At 66.0% G+C, this 19083-nt stretch carries 13 protein-coding genes and 1 riboswitch; of the genes, 7 read left to right on the forward strand and 6 right to left on the reverse strand.

Features of this window, described 5'->3' with window-relative positions; translation table 11 throughout:
• Window positions 1-3: 3 nt before the first annotated feature.
• The 3 genes from E3O25_RS16660 to hxlB form a co-directional block, all read right to left on the reverse strand.
• Window positions 4-1434, reverse strand: coding sequence for an FAD-binding oxidoreductase (locus tag E3O25_RS16660; protein WP_092110698.1), 1431 nt, complete (start codon window positions 1432-1434; stop codon window positions 4-6).
• A gap of 273 nt (window positions 1435-1707) precedes the next feature.
• Window positions 1708-2331 (reverse strand): 3-hexulose-6-phosphate synthase, encoded by a 624-nt coding sequence (hxlA, locus tag E3O25_RS16665; protein WP_092110696.1) that lies wholly within the window; start codon window positions 2329-2331, stop codon window positions 1708-1710.
• Between the two features lie 60 nt (window positions 2332-2391).
• Window positions 2392-2973 (reverse strand): 6-phospho-3-hexuloisomerase, encoded by a 582-nt coding sequence (hxlB, locus tag E3O25_RS16670; RefSeq protein ID WP_134361671.1) that lies wholly within the window; start codon window positions 2971-2973, stop codon window positions 2392-2394.
• A 113-nt stretch (window positions 2974-3086) separates the two neighbouring features.
• On the opposite strand from hxlB, the gene E3O25_RS16675 reads away from it, so the two are divergent.
• From E3O25_RS16675 to E3O25_RS16705, 7 genes are all read left to right on the forward strand, one after another.
• Window positions 3087-3932: a LuxR C-terminal-related transcriptional regulator gene (locus E3O25_RS16675; protein WP_092110691.1), complete on the forward strand. Its 846-nt coding sequence runs from the start codon at window positions 3087-3089 to the stop codon at window positions 3930-3932.
• Window positions 3933-4089: 157 nt separating this feature from the next.
• Window positions 4090-4197, forward strand: a riboswitch (TPP riboswitch).
• Window positions 4192-5862 carry a phosphomethylpyrimidine synthase ThiC gene (gene thiC, locus E3O25_RS16680; protein ID WP_092110689.1) on the forward strand — a complete coding sequence of 557 codons (1671 nt, stop codon included), beginning with the start codon at window positions 4192-4194 and terminating at the stop codon, window positions 5860-5862. It overlaps the preceding riboswitch by 6 nt.
• 32 nt (window positions 5863-5894) lie before the next feature.
• Window positions 5895-6329 (forward strand): hypothetical protein, encoded by a 435-nt coding sequence (locus tag E3O25_RS16685; RefSeq protein ID WP_134361672.1) that lies wholly within the window; start codon window positions 5895-5897, stop codon window positions 6327-6329.
• A 78-nt stretch (window positions 6330-6407) separates the two neighbouring features.
• Entirely contained in the window at window positions 6408-7001 is a 594-nt protein-coding gene (locus E3O25_RS16690) for a hypothetical protein (RefSeq protein ID WP_134361673.1), read from the forward strand.
• Between the two features lie 101 nt (window positions 7002-7102).
• Entirely contained in the window at window positions 7103-8092 is a 990-nt protein-coding gene (locus E3O25_RS16695; protein WP_134361674.1) for a BTAD domain-containing putative transcriptional regulator, read from the forward strand.
• A gap of 159 nt (window positions 8093-8251) precedes the next feature.
• Entirely contained in the window at window positions 8252-8977 is a 726-nt protein-coding gene (locus E3O25_RS16700) for a response regulator transcription factor (protein WP_134361675.1), read from the forward strand.
• A complete protein-coding gene (locus E3O25_RS16705; RefSeq protein ID WP_134361676.1) occupies window positions 8970-10316 on the forward strand; it encodes a sensor histidine kinase in 1347 nt (448 codons plus the stop codon). Before E3O25_RS16700 ends, E3O25_RS16705 begins: the two co-directional genes overlap by 8 nt.
• Here E3O25_RS16705 and E3O25_RS16710 read toward each other — a convergent pair.
• The 3 genes from E3O25_RS16710 to E3O25_RS16720 all read right to left on the reverse strand — a co-directional run bounded on the left by E3O25_RS16710 (window position 10273) and on the right by E3O25_RS16720 (window position 18815).
• Window positions 10273-11253, reverse strand: coding sequence for a hypothetical protein (locus tag E3O25_RS16710; RefSeq protein WP_134361677.1), 981 nt, complete (start codon window positions 11251-11253; stop codon window positions 10273-10275). The two genes, E3O25_RS16705 and E3O25_RS16710, sit on opposite strands and share 44 nt — an antisense overlap.
• The gene (locus tag E3O25_RS16715; RefSeq protein ID WP_092110676.1) at window positions 11253-12941 is read right to left on the reverse strand and encodes a multicopper oxidase family protein; all 1689 of its coding nucleotides are present in this window, start codon (window positions 12939-12941) and stop codon (window positions 11253-11255) included. Before E3O25_RS16715 ends, E3O25_RS16710 begins: the two co-directional genes overlap by 1 nt.
• 99 nt (window positions 12942-13040) lie before the next feature.
• On the reverse strand, window positions 13041-18815 hold the full coding sequence (locus E3O25_RS16720; RefSeq protein WP_166806046.1) for a peroxidase family protein: 5775 nt from the start codon (window positions 18813-18815) through the stop codon (window positions 13041-13043).
• Between the last annotated feature and the right edge of the window lie 268 nt (window positions 18816-19083).

Here is a 19083-nt window from a genome sequence, read left to right on the forward strand (position 1 = left end):
CGTTCAGGAGTCGAAGCCGAGCCCGAGGGCATCGAGGGTTTTGAGCAGGGCGTTGCGCTTGCCGCCGTTTCGGTCGGCGCGGTTGAGCGCCCAGCGGGTTGCCTGAATTCCAGCGGATGCGATGGGTTCCGGCGGAAACGGCAGCGGCCGGCCCCGCACCATGGCCAGTTCGGTGCGTTCCGTGCTGCGGCCGGCCAGTTGGTCGAGCATGACCTGGGCTGCGAAATGCGTTGCGCCCACGCCGAGGCCGGTGAACCCGGCCGCGTAGCTGATCCGCTCCTGGCGAGCCTGGCCGAAGAAGGCGCAGAACTGCGTGGAGGTGTCGATGGCGCCGGCCCACTTGTGGCTGAAGCGCACCCCAGCCAGCTGCGGAAACGTCGTGAAGAAGTGGTTCGCGAGCTTTTCGAAGCTCTCGGGGCGGTTCTCGTAGCTGCTGCGCACCCTGCGGCCGTAGTGGTACACGGCGTCGTAGCCGCCGAACAGAATGCGGTTATCGACACTCAGCCGATAGTAATGAAATTGGTTGGCCAGGTCGGCGAGGCCCTGCCGGTTCTGCCAGCCGATCGCGGCGAGCTGGCTCGCATCGAGCGGTTCGGTCATGAGCACGTAGTCGTAAACCGGCACGGTGGCGAGCCTGTTGCGCTTGAGCAGCGACGGGAACACGTTGGTGGCGAGGGCTGTCTTCTTTGCGGTCACGATGCCGCCGCGGGTCACGACCCGGGTGCCCTGGGCGGCGCTGAGCCCGGTCGTGTTGAGGTTCTGCACGAGCGAATGCTCGAAGATCTCGACGCCGAGATCGGTTGCTACCCGCGCGAGTTCGGCAGAGAGCTTGCCGGGATGCACGAGGGCATTACTGCGCCGATACCAGACCCCGGCCAGATAGGTCGGCGATTTCACCTCGGCCTGCACGGCCTCCGCATCGAGAAAGACCGTGTTCTCGTCGGTCGACTCCGCGCGCAGCCACTCCACCTGGTGCTCTTCGACCGCGAGGTCGATGGCCCCGGTGCGCTCGAAATCGCAGTCGAGGCCGAGTGCGGCCACCGTGCGCTCGATCTCATCGAGATTCTCGTAGCCGAGCTCGGTCAGGCGGTCGATCTCGTGCGGCCAACGCGTGCGGCCGTTCTCCTCACCATGGGTGAGGCTCGCCTCGCAGAAGCCGCCGTTGCGCCCGGATGCCGCCCAGCCCACCGTGCGCGCCTCCAACAGCACCACCCGCGCTGCCGGATTCTGCTGCTTGGCCAGCACGGCGGTCCACAGGCCGAGGTAGCCGCCCCCGACGACCGCAAGGTCACAATCGAGGTTGCTGGTGAGCCGGGGATAGCTCGCGCGCGGCGCGAGATCGTCGAGCCAGAAGGAGCTCTGCCGCGTGCCGGCCAGCGCGGCGGTCACGACGGATTGGGCGGGCCTGGCTCGGTCGAAAATGGTGCTGCTCATGCGGGGCGCATCCTCTCGCGGCGACGATGCCGCCGACTGTCTCGGGCGCCACCAGCCTAGCGGGGCCCTCCGACGAGGTTCCCTTTTCTGCACGGGGCCCGGGAGGTGGGCCGAGTCTATAAACTGGGCCCGGGGACGGGGCCCGGCCCCGACCGAATTTCTGCTGGCGGTGGCCAGGACCGAGCGGTCTCTGCGGGACTGTGGCGCGGGCATCCGCTTAACGCGAAAGTGCCGCCCCGCGCGAAGCGGGACGGCACCAGATGAAGCCGGATCTTAGATGATCGCGGCGCGCAGGGCAGCGGCAGCGGCAGCCGGGTCCTCGGCGCCATAGATGGCTCCGCCGGCGACGGCAACGGATGCCCCGGCGCGCTGCACCGAGGCGATGGTCGCCAGGCTCACGCCACCGGCGAGCGAGAACGGAACCCTGGCGGTCTCGCCCTGGTTCAGCAACTTCTCGAGCGAGAAGCCGGGCTCGGCCTGTTCGTCGAGACCGGCGTGCATCTCGACGAACTTGGCGCCGAGGGCGGTGACTTCGCGGGCGCGGGTGACCTTGTCGGCGACGCCGATGAGGTCGACAACGATGCCCTTGCCGTGCTTGGTCGCGGCGGCGACGGCACCGATGATGGTGCTGTCCCCGGCCGTGCCGAGCACGGTCACGAGGTCGGCGCCGGCGGCGAAGGCGATGTCGGCTTCGAGCTCGCCGGCATCCATCGTCTTGAGGTCGGCGAAGACGATCTTGTCGGGGTGCGCAGCCTTGATCGCGGTGACGGCGCGCAGGCCCTCGGCCTTGATCAGCGGGGTGCCGAGCTCGATGATGTCGACGTGCGGGGCGACCTGGGCGGCGAGCGCGAGTGCGGCGTCGGTGGTCAGTACGTCCATTGCTACCTGAAGCTTCATGGGGTTCTTCTTTCTGTTGGTTTCAGTGGTGTGTGTGCCCGGGCCCGGGCCCGGTCGGTCTTACTCGAGGTTGGCGTGACGCGGCCAGAGCTCTTCGGCCGTGCGGCCGCTCAACTGCCAGAGCGTGTGAAAGAGAGCGTCACCGACCAGCAGCACGGACTGTTCGAACAAGCCGCCCGAATACTGGGCCGACGCCTGTCCGTCGTGGTCCTGCTTGGCGGCCGCGGGAATGAGCACGGTCACCGCGGCAAGCTGCCCGAGCGGTGACGCGGCCGCTGTGGTCAGCGCGAGAATGCTCGCGCCCACACCGTCAGCCGTCTCGGCGGCACGCACGATGGCGCCCGTCGTGCCTGATCCGCTTGCCACCAACAGCACGTCGCCGGCAGCTATGGCCGGGCTGGTCACCTCGCCGACCACGTGCACGTCCAGCCCGAGGTGCATGAGGCGCATCGCGGTCATCTTGAGCGCCAGTCCGGAGCGGCCGGCGCCGAGCACGAACACTCGCGGCGCCGCAGCGAGCAGACTCGCCGCAACGTCGAGTGACGAAGCGGATGCCCGCAGCACGTCGACCACGCGGCTGTTTTCGGCGAAAATGAGGCCGAGGGCATCCGCTGTTCTCGGGGTGGTCATTGTTTTGGTCATAGGTCAATGCTCCACTCTTTCGAGCGGGTGCGCGGCCCGCCAAATGAACGGTTAAACTACCCGAACGAATGGTCTTGGGCGGGCCCAGAGGATGGTTTGGATAGGCTGGAGGCATGACCTTCCCTGACGACTCCACCCTGCAGTCCACCCAGACAGCCCAGTCCGCGCGCAGCATGGCCGCCGAACGCTCCAAGCTCATCGCTGACCTCACTGATGCGCACGCGACGACGCTGGAATCCCTGCTGGCCGTGCTCCGCTCAAGCAGCACGAGCGACACGGCCGCCCGGCAGAAGGCCATCGAACTCGCCGCGAGCGCGATGGTCGCCCTGCGCGCGGTGAGCGACCTCGATCGCAGCCTCACCGAGGAACCGGTCGCCCGCGCCTTCGAACGCCTCAAGAACGATCTGCGCCCACTCGTGCGTTTCGGCGACCTCGACGTGCAGTTCATCGAGCCGCCGGTCAACGGGCGCGCGCTTCCGGGCGAAGTCGCTCACGAAGCCAGGGCCATCGTGCGCGGCGCCGTGCTCGCCCTGGTCGAACAGGCCGGCGTCGGCCGGGTGCGCGTGCAGTGGGACTGCGACGGCAGCAACCTGCTCATTCGCATTCGCGACGACGGACCGGGCGACCTCGATGCCGAGGTGCCGAGCGTGCGCCAGCTGGCCGCGCGGGTCGTCGCGCTCAGCGGCTCGCTCAATGTCGAGGCGACCGCGGGCTGGGGATCCGAGATGGCGGTGTCGCTGCCGCTCGACGCGCCCACAGCATCCGTCACAACCGCTGCTGCCTGGGGCCTGAGCCCCCGGGAACGCGGCGTACTCGAGCTCGTCGCCTCGGGCGCCCGGAACAAGGCCATCGCCGAAGCGCTGACCATCAGCGAGAACACGGTGAAGTTCCACGTAGCCAACCTGCTGCGCAAGGTCGGTGCCTCAACCCGGGCCGAGCTCGCCGCTCTCTCCCGCTGAGCGGATGCCCCCCGCCAGCTCTCGCCCTCGCGCAGGCTCGGGCGCCAGCTCCCGGCGGTCACGCCACCCATGCCTGGCGCGGCGGCCCACAACGGGCGCGGTGACCGCCGAGCGTGCCCGAGCGCGTGACGCGCGCTAGGGTGAGGGGGTCAGAAGACACACACACCACGGGAGCGCGCACCAGCGAGCTGAGAGGACGGCCAGGGCCGTCGACCGTTGAACCTGTCCGGGTAATGCCGGCGTAGGAAGTTCGAGTCCCATGCGCACAATTGACGAAACAATCATGTCCGAAACCGTCACCACCGGCCCGATCCTGGGCAGCAGCAAACGCTACGAACCGGTGCCGGCCTGGCCCGGCCTGGAGATTCCGGTGCGCCGGGTGAACCTCAGCAATGGCGAACACTTCGACCTGTACGACACGTCGGGCCCGTACACCGACGACACGGCAACGATCGACCTCGAGAAGGGGCTGCCGAAGACGCGGGCCGGGTGGGAGCATCCGCTGCCCATCGACGGTGCCGCGACTCAGCTGGTCTGGGCGCGGGCGGGCCGGGTCACCCCCGAGATGGCCTACATCGCGGCGCGCGAAGGCGTCTCGGCCGAACTCGTGCGTGACGAGGTGGCGCGCGGCCGGGCTGTCATTCCCGCCAACCACAAACACCCCGAGAGCGAGCCGATGATCATCGGCAAGGCCTTCACCGTGAAAATCAACGCGAACATCGGCAATTCCGCCGTGACCTCCGGGGTCGCCGAGGAGGTCGAGAAAATGGTCTGGGCTGCCCGCTGGGGCGCCGACACCCTGATGGATCTCTCCACCGGCCAGGATATCCACCTCACGCGGGAGTGGATCATGCGTAACTCGCCGATTCCGGTGGGCACCGTTCCGCTCTACCAGGCGGTCGAGAAGGTCAATGGCGACCCGGCCCTGCTCACCTGGGAGATCTACCGCGACACCGTGATCGAGCAGTGCGAGCAGGGTGTCGACTATATGACCGTGCACGCCGGCGTTCTGTTGCGCTACGTTCCGCTCACTGCGAACCGGGTCACCGGCATCGTCTCGCGGGGCGGCTCGATCATGGCTGCCTGGTGCCTCGCCCACCACGAGGAGAGCTTTCTGTACACCCACTTCGTGGAGCTCTGTGAGATTCTGCGCCGCTACGACGTGACCTTCTCCCTCGGCGACGGCCTGCGCCCCGGCTCGATCGCCGACGCCAACGACGAAGCGCAGTTCGCCGAGCTGCGCACCCTCGGGGAATTGACAAAGGTCGCGAAATCCTATGGTGTGCAGGTGATGATCGAGGGGCCGGGCCACGTGCCGATGCACAAGATCGTTGAGAACGTGCGCCTTGAAGAAGAGCTGTGCGAGGAGGCCCCGTTCTACACCCTCGGCCCGCTCGCGACCGACATCGCGCCGGCCTACGATCACATCACGAGCGCGATCGGCGCGGCCATCATCGCCCAGGCCGGAACCGCCATGCTCTGCTACGTCACGCCCAAGGAACACCTCGGGCTGCCCAATCGCGACGACGTGAAAACCGGGGTGATCACCTACAAGATCGCCGCCCACGCCGCCGACCTGGCCAAGCAGCATCCGCGCGCGCAGGAACGCGACGACGCCCTCAGCCGGGCCCGCTTCGAATTTCGCTGGGCCGACCAGTTCGCGCTCTCCCTCGACCCGGATACAGCGCAAAGCTTCCACGACGAGACGCTGCCGGCCGGTCCGGCCAAGGCCGCCCATTTCTGCAGCATGTGCGGTCCCAAGTTCTGTTCCATGCGCATTTCAGCGGATGTGCGGGTGTACGCCGCAGAGAACGGCCTCACCAGCCTCGAGGCGATCGAGGCCGGGATGGCCGAGAAGTCGGCCGAGTTCACCCGGCTGGGCAGCTCGGTCTACCTGCCGCTCCGCGTGGTCAGGGCCGACGAGCGCTGATTGCGCGAGCCGGCGCATCCGCTCGCCGAACCGTGACTGCGGGCCCGCAACGCAAAAACGGGCCAGGGTTCACGGTTCGGCGAGCGCTGCCCTGTCGAACTTGGGCAAGCAGGACGATACTGGGCGGCAGCGCGACCGGGTTCTCGATCGGCGCAGAGGGCGACCTCGTCGGTACCGGGCGCTGGTCCTTCTCGCAGGACGGCCCGGAGGTCGAGATTCGCTATGACTGGCGGGTGAACCTCGCCAAGCGCGGGCTGCGCCGGTTCGTGCCGCTGCTGAAGCCCCTGTTCGCGGCGAATCATCGCTGGGCGATGCGCACCGGGGAGCAGAGCCTCAAGCTAGAACTCCGCCGGAGTCGCGCCCGCACCGAGGCCGAGCGTCGACGCATCCCCGCCCCGCCGCAGCCCACCTTTCGGCGTCGCCGGAAGGTCGCTGCCGCGCGCCGGGTCAGCGACGTCGAGTTCTAGCCGCCGCCTCGACCAGGCACCACCCGGCAGGCGGCGGGCATCAGGGTTTTCCCATGGTGCCGAGTCCAGGATTCCGCCATGACCCCCGCAAACTCCACGCTGCGCCTGGTGCGCCCCGACGATGGCGAGAAGCACCCAGAGACCACCCGGCACACGCGGCCCGGCACCACGCGCACACCGCTTCAGGGCCGCCGCAGAATCCTGATTGTGCTTGTCATCGTTTGGCTCGTGATGGCGGCCCTGGCTGCCGTGCTGCTCGTCACCGGCACGAAGCCGAGCACGCCGCTCGGTGACACCGCCGCCGTGCCCGGCGGGCTCGCTCGCATCAGCGCGGTCATCCCGCTCGACTCCGATGGCTGGGTGCCGCCCAGCGGGGGCGACAGCCTCGCCAGCACCGTAGCCCCGGGAGCCCACCGTGTGCGCGTCCTGCTCGAGCTCACCAGAACGGATGCCGCCAGCCTCACTTTCGACGCCAGCGACTACTCTTTGTCCGGCCTCGGCTCTCGTGCCACAGCGCTCTGGGTTGAACCAGACCGGCTGGAGGTGCCGGTCCGGGCATCCGTTCTGGCAACGCTGATTTTCGAGATCCCAAATCAGGCGATCGCCCTCGTTCTCGACGGCCCGCAGGGAGCACGCTGGTCCCTCGGCACCAGCCACCACACCGCTCCCTGATCCGTCCCCCCGAGATTGGGGGTATTTGGCTACTCCACACGCGGCTTCCCCGGTTCGGAGCAACCGGGCACGATGGTCGCATTCCAACAGTGGAGGTCGTTATGACAACCGGATTCGACACTCGAGAACAGCCAACGACCGCGGCCAAGGGCCACCTGACCGTGCACGTCTTTGGCAACCTGACCATTCGACGCGGGCCGGTCGTGTTGCGCGCTCACCAGCTCGGCGGCCCCAAACCCCGTCAGATCTTCGAGATTCTCCTCGTGAATCTCGGGCTGCCGGTTTCCAAGGACCGCCTGATCGAACTGCTCTGGGGCGCAAGCGCCCCAGTCGAAGCACTGCCCACCCTCGAAAGCTATGTGAGTGTGCTACGCCGCCACCTGCAGCCCGGAGCGGGAAAATTCGGCCCACTGCAGACCACGACGGGCGGCTACGTTCTCGACCGCGACCTGGTCGACGTCGACCTCGACCAGTTCGATGTTCTGCTGCTCCGAGCCCAGAAGACCATTTCCGGCCTCGCCTACCCCCTGCTGCTGCGCGCTCTGGACCTCGCCAATGCGCCGCTACTTGGCGACGAACTCGTGCCCGGCTGGGCGGCGGAAGCCCGTGACTTGCACGCCGCCCGCCTCACCAGCGCCCGCATCCTCGCGTCGGAGACCGCCGCGGCGCTACACCGCATCGATGATGCCCTCGAGTTCGCGAATCTGGCACTGGCCGACGAACCGCTCAATGAACGAGCATGGACGGCCCTTATTCTCGGACTCGAGATGAGTGGACGCCACGCCGAGGGCCTGCAAGCCTACGACCGGTGCCGGCACGCCATGCAAAATGAATTGGGCTGCGCTCCTGGCCCGATTCTGCGGGCCGCCCAGCTGCGCCTGCTGCGCGCGACGGCCGACGGCGATGGCGACCTGGCCGACGTGCTCTCCGCCCTGCTCATGCTGCACGAGCAGCTCAGCGTGTCGCCGACGAACGGGCCAACTTCGCGACCCGCCCCTACTACTCCACGACCAGAGCCGGTCGCGGATTCCCTCCGGGAGGCTACTGATGTTGTCACGTCATTCTTGCGACGCGCCGTCGCTCGCGCCTGAGCGGGCTACCCGCCCGCTGGCCTCCCTACCATATGGGGGGCAAAAGAGACAGTACTCGACAGAAACTCATCTTGTACTGATACTGGTCTCGCCAACCGGAACAGTGCCGTGCTGTCCGTCCACTTCGAGGCTTGCGAACGGGCAGAGAGGTCACCGCAAATGACCACCCAGATGTCCCCGAGTGAACCCAGCGTGCAGGGAACAACTGCGACCGCTTCCTTGCCCGGGTCCACGGCCGGGCAGATTCGCATTCTCATCGTCGACGATCACACCACCTTCGCCGAACTGCTCACCGGTTCCCTCAATCGAGAACCCGACCTGTGCAGCGTCGGCTCGGCCAACAGCGTGGCCAGCGGCATCGCCGCGTGTTTGAACCTGGTCCCCGATGTCGTGGTCATGGACTACCACCTGCCCGACGGCAGCGGCCTCGTCGCCGCCACCGCGATTCTCGCCCGAGCGCCGCACACCCGCATTGTCATTCTTACCGGCGACCCGGCACTGGAAGCCCTGGAGCAGGCCGCTGCCATCGGGGTCTGCGCGTTCCTCCCGAAGGACGGCTCCCTCGCAACGGTGCTCGACACGCTGCGGCATGCGCGCATCGGCGGTTTCATCGTGCATCCGTCATTGGTGAGTCTACTGAGCGCACGGCGACGGCAGCGTAGTGAAGAAATCCCATTTCCCGACCTGACGAAGCGTGAGCTTGCCGTGCTCCGGCTCATGGGCGAGGGCTCCGATGTGCGAGCCAACGCCAAGGTTCTCGGCATTTCTGAGAACACCTGTCGCGGCTACGTCAAGGCAATCCTCGGCAAGCTCGGCGCGCACTCGCAACTCGAAGCGGTCGTGATTGCGACCCGACTCGGTCTGGTGCCGGCCCCTCATGTCTAGACCCGCGGCGAAGCCCAGCAGCCTGGAGAAAACGCGTTCCACCGAGCGCTCAGAGGTGCGCGCGGCGGTGGGCCGGTTCCTGGCAGTGGGCATCGTCGCGATGGTCTTCGTGGCTGTACCGGCCGCCCTCTGGGTGCGCGAACTCTCCGAGCGTAACGCCATGGACAATGCCATCCAACACGCCCAACGCCTTGCCGACTACTCCGTCGGTCCCCTCCTCTCCGATGCCGTCCTCGCGGGTGACCCCGGCTCGACCCGGCGGCTCGACGACCGATTAGCCCCCCGCATCTCCGACGGATCCATAGTGCGCGTCAAGGTATGGGATCCCTCAGGCCGCATTGTGTACTCCGACCTCCCGGATCTGGTCGGCCAGGTCTTCACGCTCCCGACCTGGACGCCCGAACTGCTCGCCGGTGGTAAGGGGCGGGCGACCCTGGGGCTGCAGAACGATCCCGGCGACGAGAACGAGACCGAGGCCGGCGAGCTGGTGGAGGTATACGTTCGTGCCACCTCGGCGAGCGGTGACCCGCTCATCTTCGAGGCCTACTTCAATGACGACGCCGTCCGAGACGAACAGAGTGCTCTCGTGGTCGGCCTCATCCCGGCGTTCCTGCTGTCCCTTGGGGCCCTGCAACTGGCCCAGCTGTTTCCGGCGGTGCAATTGGCCCGGCGCATTCAAGGCCACCAATCAACCAAGCGCCAACTGCTGCAGCACGCCATCGACGCGTCAGACCTGGAGCGGCAGCGCATCGCCCGCGACCTGCACGACGATGTCATCCAGGATCTCGCCGGGCTGTCTTATGCCCTCGAGGCCGAAGAACGGCATTCTGCCCCCGAGAATCGGGCGCTGTTCAGCCAAGCCACGGCCATCCTGCAGAAGAACGTGCAAACCCTGCGCGCTATGACCACCGAGCTGTATCCTCCCGACCTCGAAGAACTCGGCCTGCCCGCCGCTCTGGCCCGGCTGACCGCACCGCTGATCGAACAGGGCATCGACGTGAAACTCCACATTCCGGCTGACTGCGACATCGACCGTGATCGTGCCGCCATGTTCTACCGGGTGGCCCGCGAGGTGCTCGCCAACACCATGAAGCATGCCAAGGCCGGCGTCCTGGAGCTCACTCTCATGCAGGACGACGACCGCACCATCCTGCTGATTCACGACAACGGCTGCGGCTTCGATCTGTCCGCGGAGGCCCCCGACAATCATCTCGGGCTGCGCATCATGCGCGATACGATCCAGGTCGCCGGGGGCTCGCTCGAGGTGCGCTCCTGGATGGGCGGCGGCACCTCGGTCATGGCCACTCTCGATCGGGTTGCTCCTGCTCGAGTGCGCTAGCCGAAAGACGACGCCGCCGTTGGAACAGGCTCCACCCGGCGAACGCCATGGTCACGCTCAGCACCGTCGCGAGGCCGATCCCGTAAGCGACCCAGGGTCTGAACGGTAACGAGTCAGTGGCGATCGGCGAAGCGCCCGCCGCCTCGTGCGAGACCCCGTCCGCCAGCACCACCGGCTTCGGAATCGGTTCTGCCGCGACATCAACACCTGGCCCCCCGGGTGTGCCGGCTCTCACCGATACCCGCTTGGGAGTAATACCGGCCGGTCGCGCGATGGCGCTGCGCACCGAGTCGACCACCTCGTCGCCCAACAACGTTCCCAGGTAGGCCACGTCCAAAGTGTTGGCCCCGAGGGTGGTGTCGTAATTGCCCAAGGCATCAGAGAGGATGCCTTCCCGGGCAATCGCCTCGGCCAATGTTGGCGAGTCGGTCGACGGCACTTCGAAGATGAGGTCGTGTACCAAAACGGTCAGAACGTAATATTGCGCGGGCGAGTTGGACACCATTTCCTCGATGAGGGCGCGCGCCTGTCCCTCCGAAACATTCGCAGGAAGGAGCAGGGTCAGCTGTGGAACGGCTTGTTCGAGCACACCGGCTGGCAGCACATCGGGAGAGATGTCGGTCAGACTCACCCCGGCGTCGTGAGCGCGTTCCTCCAGCTCGAAGCGCATGGCGGGCGCATCGGCATCCGCTGCTGTCTGCACAGCGAGCACGACCCGTCGCTGCACAAGGAGTCCGTCGTAGCTGACGGTCGGTCGGCCATTGCCGATATCGCCGGCGCTGTCTTCCGATGCGACCGGGCTCACGCTCGCGGGAGTTGCCGCAGTGGGGGCCGAAGCCCCGGCGGTGCAGCCGCTCAGAAGAGCACAGCCCAGCAGTCCGGCGCTGAGCAGGGCGAGCAGCCGCACCGGCGGGGCTGGGCGGGTGGCGTGGAACATCAGGTACCGGCTGGCAGGCCCGGCAGGTACACCGGGGGGTAGAAGTCCGCCGGCCGGGTGTCAATCACGGCGGGGTCGGAATTGATCGGATCGTTCACCCGATAATCGCCAACCGCGAACTGGGTCATCATGTCGTGGTCTTCGTGCACGAGGTTGTGGCAGTGGATCATGTAGCGGCCGCCCAACTCCGGCCCGGTGTCGAACTGCATGAGCGCGGTGATGGACTCGTTTTCCCCGACGTAGAAGACATCCTTCGGACCGTTCTCCCAGGCGAATGGTTTGCCGCCGTTGGTATTGCGGCCGATGATTTTAGCGTCGATCAGGTGAATGTGCACGGGGTGGAACCAGCCACCGGACGCGTTCGTGATGGTCCACTGCTCCACGTCGTAGGGCTGTGGATTGGCGAACAGCTTGGTGAAGCGGGAGGCCGCGACATCGGCCCAGGTCGTACCGTTGATCTTCCAGACGCCGTTTATTTTCTCAACCTTGAGGTTTCGCTTGATCTTCGCCATGGCGGGGGTCAGGCTCATCGTGGCGATCCCGCCCTGGTGCGGGTTGACCGAGCCGCCGTCATCCAGCGTCGTCGGAATCGACGAGATGCTGCCCGCGTTCGACCCAAAATCGGCAACAACCTCGAACCGCATGATCTTGTTGGTGTTGATGAAGTTGACATTGTTCTTGTTGCTCAGGTTGTTCAGGCTAATTTTCTGCCCGACCCTATATTTGCGAAAGTCGATCAGAATCTCATAGCGCTCGGCTGTGCTGTGCCGCCAGGAAGCGACCGGCTGCACGGTCGGGACCATCCCGGAATCGGTAGCCACGATATAGACCGGGTCGCCGGTCGACAAAGTCGGGCGATAGGAGCGCGAAATGGAGGCAACCAGCACGCGAAAGCGATAGATACGGGGCTTCACCTTCATGGTCGGCCACGGCACCCCGTTGACCATGATGATGTCCCCGAACAAACTGCTGCGCAGTCGGTCGTTGTAGCCGAGCGATCCGTCGGCGTTAAACAGGGCATCGGAGATCATCAGCGGCACGTCGAACTCGCCCTGAGGAAGTTGAGCACGCTCATAGCTGTCCGACAACGGATAAAATCCGGCAAGTCCCGAATAGACGTTTTGTGCAGTGAGGTGGTGGTTATGGTCGTGGTACCACAAAGTGCGGGCATTCTGCCAGTTCGGGTATCGGTAAGTCTTAACGTTGCCGGGGGCCGTGACATCGTTGGCATAGCCGTCGTACTGCGGCAGTGACGCCGAGCCGTGCAGGTGGGTGACCGTGTTGAACGCATCGGAGTGCAGCAGACCCTGGCTCGGTAGCGCGTTGCGAATGCGCACCTCGAACCGGGTGCCGTGCTCGGCCCGAATGGTCGGCCCGGGATAAATGCCGTTATACCCGGCAACGGCGGTGGACAGGCCAGGCACGAACTGCGCCTGGCCAAGTTTTTGGGTTAGCGCGTACTTGGCGAACGGTCGGTCAGGGTCACCGTCGTCGAAACCGGTCTGGTACGGGGCCAGCACGGGCGGGCGGCGAAAGACGCCGGCATACGGCACCGGCATGTTCGCGGGAGCGAGCAGGCTCTGGGTGAGTAGCGGCACTGGGGGAATGACGTTGTCGTTGCCCTCCATGCCGACCAGTCCCAGCGCTCCGAAGGCGCCCAACTGGAGAACTTCCCTGCGTGATGTCATGACCTCTCCTCAAGGCTTTATGCGTGTGTGGTGGTGCTGGTGGGACCGGCCGGCGACTGAAATCCAGTCGCCGGCCGGGTGAAGCGGATCAGCTGTTTCTTAGAGAACGGTGCCGGTCGTGAAGGTCCACGTACTCGTCACCAGTGGGTTTCCGATCAGATCTCGAACACTCGTGTTGCCACCGGTGATGGTCACCCGGTACTGCACGTTCGAGGTCAGGGTCACCCCGGGGTTGATGGTCAACACATTGTTGGTGGCGTTGAACGCCGCCGCCGATGCGACAACCGCCCCGGTGGAAACCCGGGTGATCTGAACCGTGCCCGCGGCCACTCCGGTGATGTCTTCACTGAATGTCGCGGTCACATTGGCGTTCCGGCGCACCGCGGTGGCTCCCGCGGCGGGAGTCCTCGTGGTGATCGTCGGAGCCGGACCGGTGATGAACGACCAGGTGCTCGTCGCCATCGTGTTGCCGGCCGCGTCACGGATGCCCGAGAGGGTGGCCGTGTAGGTGCGGTCGGTGAGCAGCGTCACGCTCGGGTTCAGCGTCGCGACTCGCGTCGTGGCGTTGTACGAGACCACCGCGGCAATCACCGTGGCACCACGCCGGAGCACGAACGTCGTGCCGCTGACCCCGGTGACCGGTTCGCTGAACGTTGCCGTCAGGTTGCCGGTCTGGCTGATCGAGCGAGCATCGGCGGCGGGCGTGCGTGCGGTCACCGTGGGGAGCACGAATTCCGTGCGCGGTGAGATGACCACCGACCGAGCGGATGCCGCTCCGGTGCCGACCGCATTGATCGCGGCGACATCGAACGTGTACCCGGTGCCGTTCGTGAGCGACCCGATCACCGCACTGGTGACGTTGGCCACCGTCGTGGTACCCGTGGCCGTCGCTCCCGCTCCGATAAAGGTGCGAACCCGGTAGCCGGTGATCGGTGCCTGGTTGGCCACCGGTGCCGGTGCAGCCCAGTTGACGGTCGCCGAGGCGTTACCGGCGACCGGGGTACCGATCACCGGAGCTCCGGCGACCACCTGCACCACCGGCGCGGTCGGGGTGACCACTACCGATCGAGCCGAGGCCACTCCGGTGCCGACCGAGTTGATCGCGGCGACATCGAAGGAGTACCCGGTGCCGTTGGTCAGTACCGTGATGGTCACGGACGACCCGGGGGCGACGTTCGAAGTGCGGAACACGGCAGCGCCGGTGCCCTCGTAGGTGCGAACGCGGTAGCCGGTGATCGGCGCCTGGTTGGCCACCGGTGCGGGGGCCGTCCAGTTGACGGTCACCTGAGCGTTACCGGCGACCGGGGTTCCGATCGTTGGAGCGCCAGCGACCACCTGCACCACCGGTGCCGACGGAGTCACCGCGTTGGACGATGCCGAGAATGCGCTCGTTCCTTCCGCGTTGGTCGCCGACACCTGGAAGGTGTAGCTGGACCCGTTGGTCAGCCCGGTGACAACCAGGTTGAATGCGGTTCCCGGTGCGGTGCGCAGTGCGCCCACCTGGGCTCCAGCCGAGTCGAGCACCTTCACCGTGAAGCTGGTGGGGATGCCGGTCAGCGAAGCTACCCAGTCGACGGTCGCCTGACCGTTGCCGGCAACTGCAGCGACGTTGGTCGGGGTTGCCGGTGCCACGGTGTCGCTGAACTGCAGGCGTTCGACGTTGCGCAGGGTGTCGGTTCCGTCGGTACCGCGGTTGTCGAGCACCGTGGTGGTCGATCCGGCCGAGCCGAGCGTGCCGTCACCACCGGTGGTAGTGACCGTGTAATCGCTGGTCAGACCGGAGAACTGCGCCGAGTCAATTCCGCCAGATCCGTTGAGGATCTCGCGAACCGCCACAATGCTTCCCGGGTTGACCGTGCCGGCGAAGACAGCTTCCTGCAGTGTCGGTCCGGTGAGTCCACCGTTGCCGTCGGACAGGTACTGGCTGGTCATCGCACTCTGGTTCGCGCCGTTGATGCTGGCGCTGCCGATTTCCGTCGCCGGGTCGCTCGGGTTGGTCCGAACACTCAGACGAAGGCTGAGGTAGGCATCACCGTCGATGATGTCGTCGGCTCCTCGTCCCTCAATCAGGTCACTGCCGCCGCCGCCGAGGAGCACGTTGCCGGCACCCCAGACGTTCGGACCGGTCAGGATCGGGCAATCACCCTGTGCCGACTGTGCGACAACGGATGCGAGCGTGGTCGTGAATTCCGGAATCAGCGCGTCGAAGCCCGCGATGCGGTCTACTCCGGCCTGGTCCACCACGTCACAGCCGATGAAGCCGCCACCGCCGACGGCGCTGGGAACCACGTCGTCGCCGCGGAGGATGTCATTCAGCTTCCAACCGGAGAGTGCCTCGACCTCGTTGTACTTGTCGCGTACACCGACCTGCAGGATATCGAGCGGAGCAATCGGCAGAGCCAGATCGGAGTCCTGAGCCTGGGGGTCACCCTGGCCAGTGGACCAGTCGTAGCCGGAACCGCCGGCGACCTTTTCAATGCCAGGTCCACCGACGCCAACGTCGTCGCCGCCCTCCATGTCGTAGTCGTCGTCACCGCCCTGGCCGATCATGAAGTCGCTTCCGGGCTTCTGGGAGTCGTCCAGGAAGAACAGGTTGCTGCTGTCTCCAATCATGAGGTCGGGCTGGTTGCCGCCCTCTTCCCAGTCGTCGCCACCGTCACCAAAAGCTGCGTCGAGGCTTTCACCCATAATGATGAAGTCATCGTCGGCGCCACCAAAGGTTTCGTTGGCGTTGGCTCCACCGTTCGTGAAGTCTTTGCCTTCGCCGCCCATGAGGATGTCGAGTCCGGGCCCGGCATCGATCGCGTCGTTGCCAGGGCCACCCTTGGGAACGTCGTCTCCGGCAAGGTCGGTGATGATGTCGTCGCCTTCACCGCCGAGAGCTACGTCGGCGCCGCCACCGCCTTCGATGACGTCGTTGCCGAGGCCACCCCAGTAGGTGTCATTGTCGTTTCCGCCGTACATCCGGTCCACGTTTCCGGTGCCGTTGTAGACGGCCTGGCCGTTGATACCGGCGGGGTCGACCGTGTTGCGGGCACGGTACTTGATGGTGCCATCGGGCATGCGAATCAGTAGGGCTGTTTCGTTGCACTCGGATTGGGGGTCGTTGGCAACGGTGTTGCCCGAAGCCGCGAAGCCTGCGACGGTTCCAGCCAGGTTCTTCAGCTCGAACTTGCAGTCCGCCGTGGCGAAGGGGTCGGCCTTCAGGGTGTGCGCGTTCGTGTTGCGCATCATGAGCTCGGCAAAGGAGTTGCCCTCCAGCTGGGTGCGGAGGTTCATGCCGGGCGTGCGGGCCAGGTAGTACAGCCGGTCACCGTTTTGCAGGTCGGTCATCTGGTTCTCGAACACGTAGTTGAACGTCGTGCCGAGCAGGCCACCGAACGGTGTGGTCATCTCGGCGAGACCGCCGACCCAGAGGTCGACCTCGTCGAGACCTGTGATCGAGTGCGTGCCCGTGTTAGCCCACGCTCCTGTGCTGTTCATGAAGTCCATGGCACCGTCCGGAGGAACTTCCAAGGCCAGGGTGTCGGGGCTCACGATCAGTCGTGCTGCATCGCGCTTGCCGTCGAGCGTGGTCGCCCCCGTGATGGTGGGGAACTGACCGTAGGCGGCCACGAAGTTGATGAGCGATTCCGGGTGCTTGAGGTTCTCACCGAAATCGATCCAGTTCGTGTATGGCCTGAGCGCTCCGTCGTTTGTCTTGTTGAACAGGTCGCGACGGAACACGTTGAGCCGCGGCACACCTTCCGAACGCGCACGAGCCATGTTGACCGATGCCAGGTCGAGCGGCAGGCCGAGCAGGTTGTTGCGCAGGGTATCGGTAACGAACTCGTCGAGTTCGTTGCCGACCTGGTCGCTCATGCCCATGATGACGCTGCCCGCAGCTTCCTCCGAGGTCAGCTGCCCGTCCGGTCCACCGTCGGTGTACGCGGGCGGGTTGAGGAATCCGTCGAGCAGGGAGATGTCATTCCGGGTGCCCTGAATGTCGTCACTCGTGCCGAACACGCCGTCAGCCCCGGGCTTGCCCTCGTTGGTACGCGAGATCGTCTCGGTCAGCATGGAGTGGCCGAAGCGGTACACGGCGTGGGCGAATTCTGCTTTGACCGCCGGGTTGATCTCGGTCTGGGTGAACGCGAACGGTTCGAACGGGTTGATACCGGGCTGCACCTTGCGCGCGAATTCCTCGAACACGAGGTGCTGGTACTCCATCTCGGTGACGAAGCGGGCAGCCTGGAACAGTCGATCGCCGTTCCAGCCGGCAGCTCCGCTGGCCAGCTTCCACTCGGCCAGGGCAGCAACGCCCTTAGCTGAAGTGTCGTTGGTCAGGGTGTTCTCGATATCAGCGATCAGGCGGTCGTGCTCCGAGTGGAACACCTGGTGGATGGCGGTCAGGCCGATGTTCTCGTTGACGCGACCGTCTCCGGCGATGAAGTGAGCATTGAGCATCTCATCGTCATACGTTCCGGCCGGCTGGCTGGCAAAGTCAGCGGATGCCGTGTTGTCACCGTCCGGGGTCAGCCCGGGCTTCGGCTCCGCGTTGTGTGCGATGTCGGTCAGGAACGGCGTGTTGAAATACAGCACGTTGCTTGGAACGGGCACGGGGCTGGCCGTGTCGCCCTCGACCAGGCCGGTCGCGGTGACATATTGTGCCATTCCGCGCGCGGGTCCGGGGATGAACTTGCCGTAGGCATCCGCTGCGAGCATCGGAACGTTGAGCGCGTCCTTGTCGGCCAGAAGCAGCCCGAGCACGTTCGCGGCCTGGGCCTTGGTGGTGGCCCAGGTGGCCATGCCGCCGGCGGTCGGTCCGGCCGGGCCGCCGAGGAGCTTGCCGGTAGCAACCGGGCGACCACCCACGGTCACGTACTCGCGCAGAAAGACCTGGTGCGAGGCGTGCGAGGCGTAAGTTTGGCTCTGGTCGACCCAGGGCGAGTCGGTGTTGAGCGCATCCTGTACATCGTCAGCACTCTCGTCAACTGCCGTGGCGGGGTCGTCGCCGGTGACACCGTCGGGGCCGGGCTGGTTCTGCCCGCGGGTGAGCACCATGAATCGCAGGTTGGGGTCGAGGTCGTCACCGTTGCCGAACACGTGGTCGGCACCAGCGACGAGCGGGTCATCGGCCTTCAGGGGCATGAAGACCGTGCCACCGCCCTTGACGGTCTGGTCGACACCGTGGTCGAAGAACTGGCCGAACAGGGTGAACATTGAGTTGTACGGCGGCGAGAGGCCCACGTCGGTCGTCACGTTCGGCATGAAGAGCGTCTCACGGGACGGGATACAGCCGCCCGGAATGCCGAACGGCACGGCCGGGCTCGGATCGGTCGTGCAGGCCACGACGCCCTCATTGCCCTGGGTGCGCACCGGGTTTCCGGCGGCGGCGATCGCGGCCGGGTTGGTCGAAGTCTGGTCGACGATCAGGTTGCTGACCGTGCGTGGTTCGCTGTCAAAGACCAGGCCCTTCTTCTGGGCGTAGGAGGTCGGGTTCGGCGGTCCAAAGCCGGAGGGAGTGACTTCTGCTGGAGAGAAAACCGACCCCGTAAGGCGCGGGAAGACCTGGTCAGCGGCGCCGAACTGGTCCTGGCCGGGCTGCAGGTTGTTGCAGGAACCGTCGACCGTGCGCAGTCCGAGCGACAGCAGCGGGCTGGCGATCTTGTTGGGGCCGGTGCCGACGAGAGCGCCGCAGGGGCCGGTCGCCAGAGTGGTGTTGGCTACGTGCGTTTCCGCAATCTTGATCTGCTTGAGAATGTAGGCGAGGTCGGATGCCGTGACCGCGAACCCCTGGCCGGCCGGCGCGACCGCGGCCTGCGCCGGGAGCGCGGCCGACAGGCCCAGCCCGGTATAGAGCACGGCGGCCATGCCGGCCGCAAGTATGCGCATGGGCTTTCCGAAGACCTTTCGTGGTCTTCCACTGTCCGGGGAAGGTGGACTACCTCGCATTCCCGTGGTGTTTCTCGTGCTGCGAACGATTCCTTTACCTTCGAACCTGCTCATGACGCACCTATCTCTTCAGGGTGAGCGAATGCTGCAAGAGTGCGATGTGGGCCTTATGGAAACCTTGTGCGTTCGCCGGCCCGTCTGCCCCCTCCACTCTGGACGGGGCCCGGGCCCCGTCCACGGGCCCAGGTTATAAACTGGGCCCACGGAG

The sequence above is a fragment of the Cryobacterium sp. TMT1-3 genome (assembly GCF_004402315.1).
GTDB lineage: Bacteria > Actinomycetota > Actinomycetes > Actinomycetales > Microbacteriaceae > Cryobacterium > Cryobacterium luteum.